Annotated in this window: 5 protein-coding genes and 1 pseudogene; 5 read left to right on the top strand and 1 reads right to left on the bottom strand. The window is 68.9% G+C overall.

Features of this window, described 5'->3' with window-relative positions; genetic code table 11:
* Positions 1-476: DUF808 family protein (locus tag Q0C81_RS17560; RefSeq protein ID WP_291841023.1), on the top strand; the 476-nt coding region annotated here is incomplete at its 5' end.
* Between the two features lie 101 nt (positions 477-577).
* Positions 578-829, top strand: a complete 252-nt coding sequence (locus Q0C81_RS17565; protein ID WP_291841025.1) for a hypothetical protein — start codon at positions 578-580, stop codon at positions 827-829.
* Positions 830-881: 52 nt separating this feature from the next.
* Here the strand turns inward: Q0C81_RS17565 and Q0C81_RS17570 are convergent, their stop codons facing one another.
* Positions 882-1,352 carry a DUF3617 family protein gene (locus Q0C81_RS17570; RefSeq protein WP_291841027.1) on the bottom strand — a complete coding sequence of 157 codons (471 nt, stop codon included), beginning with the start codon at positions 1,350-1,352 and terminating at the stop codon, positions 882-884.
* A 199-nt stretch (positions 1,353-1,551) separates the two neighbouring features.
* On the opposite strand from Q0C81_RS17570, the gene rpmB reads away from it, so the two are divergent.
* The 3 genes and pseudogenes from rpmB to Q0C81_RS17585 all read left to right on the top strand — a co-directional run.
* A complete protein-coding gene (rpmB, locus tag Q0C81_RS17575; RefSeq protein WP_291841029.1) occupies positions 1,552-1,851 on the top strand; it encodes a 50S ribosomal protein L28 in 300 nt (99 codons plus the stop codon).
* Positions 1,852-1,934: 83 nt separating this feature from the next.
* On the top strand, positions 1,935-2,273 hold the full coding sequence (locus Q0C81_RS17580; RefSeq protein WP_291841031.1) for an MmcQ/YjbR family DNA-binding protein: 339 nt from the start codon (positions 1,935-1,937) through the stop codon (positions 2,271-2,273).
* A gap of 73 nt (positions 2,274-2,346) precedes the next feature.
* Positions 2,347-3,368 (top strand): annotated as a pseudogene (locus tag Q0C81_RS17585) (M1 family peptidase); the annotation flags it as partial.

A 3,368-nucleotide genomic window follows, 5' to 3' on the forward strand; every position in this document is an offset into this window, starting at 1 on the left:
CCCTGTCCGACGTTTCGAGCGAACCCCTCCTGACCCAGGCGGGGGTCCTGATCATCGTCGGCCTGATCATGACGGTCGTCGTCTATGGCGCGGTCGGGCTGATCGTGAAGATGGACGACATCGGCCTGCACATGGCCGAGCGCCCGTCGCGCTTCAGCCGGACCGTCGGCCGCTGGCTGGTCAAGGGGATGCCGATCGTCATGTCGTCCCTGTCCGTGATCGGCACCGCCGCCATGCTGTGGGTCGGCGGCGGCATCCTGCTTCACGGAACGCACACCCTGGGGCTGGACTGGCCCGCCGTGCCGGTCGAGCAGCTGGCCCATACGGTCGCCCATGCGCTGGGCCCGATCGGCGCCCTCGCCGGCTGGCTGACCACGGCCCTGATCTCGGCGGTGATCGGGATCGTCGTCGGCGCCGTGATCGCGGTCGTGTTGCACCAGATCCTGAAGCTGAAGCCCGGCGCCGCCACGCACTAGCTTCTCCAAACACGCGAACGTTATCCATTCACCTTATTTGGGGTTGTACAGGCGCGTCGCCGTTTGCCCCAATGCGGACCTTCACCAAAGGAGGGTCTGCTATGAAGCTCATCAAGTCTCTGGCGCTCGCGGCGGCGGTCGCCGTCGCCGGTATCGCCGGCGCGGCCTCGGCCGTGCCCCCGGGGCTCATGTACCAGAAGACCTATTACAGCGACGCCACCCTGACGACGGTGGTGGGCATCCAGGTCGACCGGTGCGTCAACGGCAACGTCGGCTCCGGCCCGCTGGCCGGTTCGAAGTCGGACTTTGTCGTCGCGGAAGCCGTCGGCTCCTGCCCGGGCGGCTACTGGTAGGCCCGCGGGCGACCTCCCGCCGTCATCGACGGCGGGAGGTCCTTCTCCGGGATCAGAAGTATTCGGCGTCGGCCGGGCAGGTCGCCGCCAGACGGCGGGCGGTGATCGAGGCCGGCAGGTAGGGCGTGCCGCGCGCCAGCTGGGCCCCGCCGCGGAAGGTGAAGCTTTCCTGCGTATAGGTGCCGTTCAGGCGCACGTTCACCCGGCGGTTCTTGTGGTCGGTGCAGACGCCCTCGAAGCGCGCATTGCCGTTTCCGACCTGACGCACCGGATAGGTGCAGCGCCAGCGGCGCGTCGACAGGCCGCCGAAGAACCGGTTGATCTCGCTGGGGCGGACGCATTTCTGCTGGGTGTCGCGCGACCCCACCGCGCTGGTCGTATACTCCCAGTAGCCGGGCAGGACGGTGTCGCCGCCGGTCTGCGCCGCCATGGCCGCCTGCGGGGTCGCGGGCGCGGCCAGGAACAGGGCGCCGATGATCGCGGGCACGGCGACGGCGGCGGCTCGGGTCAGGACGGTCTTCATCTCGTGGCCCCTCAGGCGATTGGTCCGTTATGACTAGAAGGGATATATGGCCGGAATTGAACGGCGGCTGAACGGCCCCACGCCTTGACGCCCGGCAGACTCTTCCTCTATACGCCCCACCTCTCGCGCGGGATGTCATCCCGCGCGCACCTGTTTCATGCGTCTGCACGCTTCGCGGACGGCTCCGAAGGATAGTCAGATGTCGCGTCGTTGCGAACTCACCGGTATCGGCCCGATGGTCGGCCACAGCGTGAGCCACTCGAACATCAAGACCAAGCGCCGGTTCCTGCCGTCGCTGAAGGCGGTCAAGGTCAGCTCGGACGCCCTGGGCCAGACCTTCTCGCTGCGTATCTCGAACGCCGCCCTGCGCACCCTCGACTACAAGGGCGGCCTGGACGCCTTTATCGTCAAGGCTCGCGACGAGCAGCTGTCGATCGCCGCCCAGCGCATCAAGCGCCAGATCAAGGCCAAGCTGGCTGAACAAGCCGCCGCCGCCTGATCCGCGACGACCATCACGTTTGAAGGGGCCGGTGGAAACACCGGCCCTTTTGCTTTGCGCGAAAGGCGGCGCATCCTGCGCCCATGACCCGCGACGAGATGTTCGCCTACGCCCTGACCCAGCCGGGGGCCGAGGATTCGACCCTGCACGGCGGGCGTTGCGTGCGGGTGCGCGGCCACTGGATCGTCAACGAAGGGCGCGAGCCGGACGCCCTGGCCCTGGCGCTGGACCTCGGCACGGTGGACTTCCTCAAGGAGACCGAGCCAGGGACCTATTTCCAGACCCCGCACTATGAGGGTTGGCCGGCGGTGCTGGTGCGCTACGCCGCGGCCGACGAAGACCGGCTGCGCGAACAGATCGACAAGGCCTGGGCCCGGCGGGCGACCCGCGCCCAGCGCAAGGCGCGCGGACTGGAGGGCTGACGCCCGACCTTGGCGGTTGCGTGACGGTCGCCGCCCCGCCAGTCTGCCCGCCTGTTCGCCGGGGAGTCACGCCATGTCCGCATCCATCCGCCGCGCCGTCCTGCTGGGCGCCTCGCTTCTGGCCCTGACCGCCGCGCCCGCCCTGGCGCAGGACGCCGCCACGCCGGAGATCACCCGCGAATCCACCGACTTCACCCTGGGCACCGATCAGCCCCGCACGCCGGAACAGCTGGCCATGCGCATCGACCGGGCGGACCTGTCGATCAAGGTCATCCCCGACGACAAGGCCATCGACGCCGTCGCCCTGCTGGAGATCACCGCCACCGCCCCGCTGGAGGCCGTGGTGCTGGAGCTGGACACCCTGCTGACCGTCGCGTCGGTCCAGATCGACGGCGCCGAGGTCGGACCGGGCGGCTGGAGCAATCCGGAAGGTCGCATGACCATCCCCCTGCCCCGTCCCCTCGCCGAGGGCGGCAAGGTCGCGGTGCGCATCGCCTACGCCGGCGCGCCGCGCGTGGCCCCCAGCGCCCCATGGGACGGCGGCTTCGTCTGGGCCACGACCGTCGACGGCAAGCCGTGGATCGCCACCGCCGTCCAGCCCGAGGGCTGCGACATCTTCTGGCCCTGCATCGACAGCCCGCTGGCCGAACCCGGCCGGGTCGACCTGCACATCACCGTGCCCTCGGACCTTTCCGCCCCCTCCAACGGCCGCTTCATGGGCAAGCAGGATCACGGCGACGGCTGGACCACCTGGAACTGGTCGGCCGCCAATCCCAACACCTACGCCATCGCCCTGAACATCGGGCCGTATGAGGAGGTCACGACCGGCTACCGCAGCCGCTTCGGCAACACGATCCCGATGTCCTACTGGTACCTGCGCACGGACGACCCGGCCAAGGTGCAGGCCCTGTTCGCCGAGTTCACGCCGATGATGGACTTCTATGAAGCCACCGTCGGCCCCTTCCCCTTCGGCGACGAGAAGATGGGCGTGGTCGAGACCCCGCACCTGGGCATGGAGCACCAGACCATCAACGCCTACGGCAATGGCTACCGGCTGGACGGCAAGGGCTACGACTGGCTGCTGCACCACGAACT

This window comes from Brevundimonas sp., from assembly GCF_023259385.1.
In the GTDB taxonomy this organism is placed as follows: domain Bacteria; phylum Pseudomonadota; class Alphaproteobacteria; order Caulobacterales; family Caulobacteraceae; genus Brevundimonas.

Coding starts and splice junctions, on each gene's coding strand:
- Q0C81_RS17580 (WP_291841031.1), top strand. CDS start 1,935: ATGACCCGCGACGAGATGTTCGCCTACGCCCTGACCCAGCCGGGGGCC.
- rpmB (WP_291841029.1), top strand. CDS start 1,552: ATGTCGCGTCGTTGCGAACTCACCGGTATCGGCCCGATGGTCGGCCAC.
- Q0C81_RS17565 (WP_291841025.1), top strand. CDS start 578: ATGAAGCTCATCAAGTCTCTGGCGCTCGCGGCGGCGGTCGCCGTCGCC.
- Q0C81_RS17570 (WP_291841027.1), bottom strand. CDS start 1,352: ATGAAGACCGTCCTGACCCGAGCCGCCGCCGTCGCCGTGCCCGCGATC.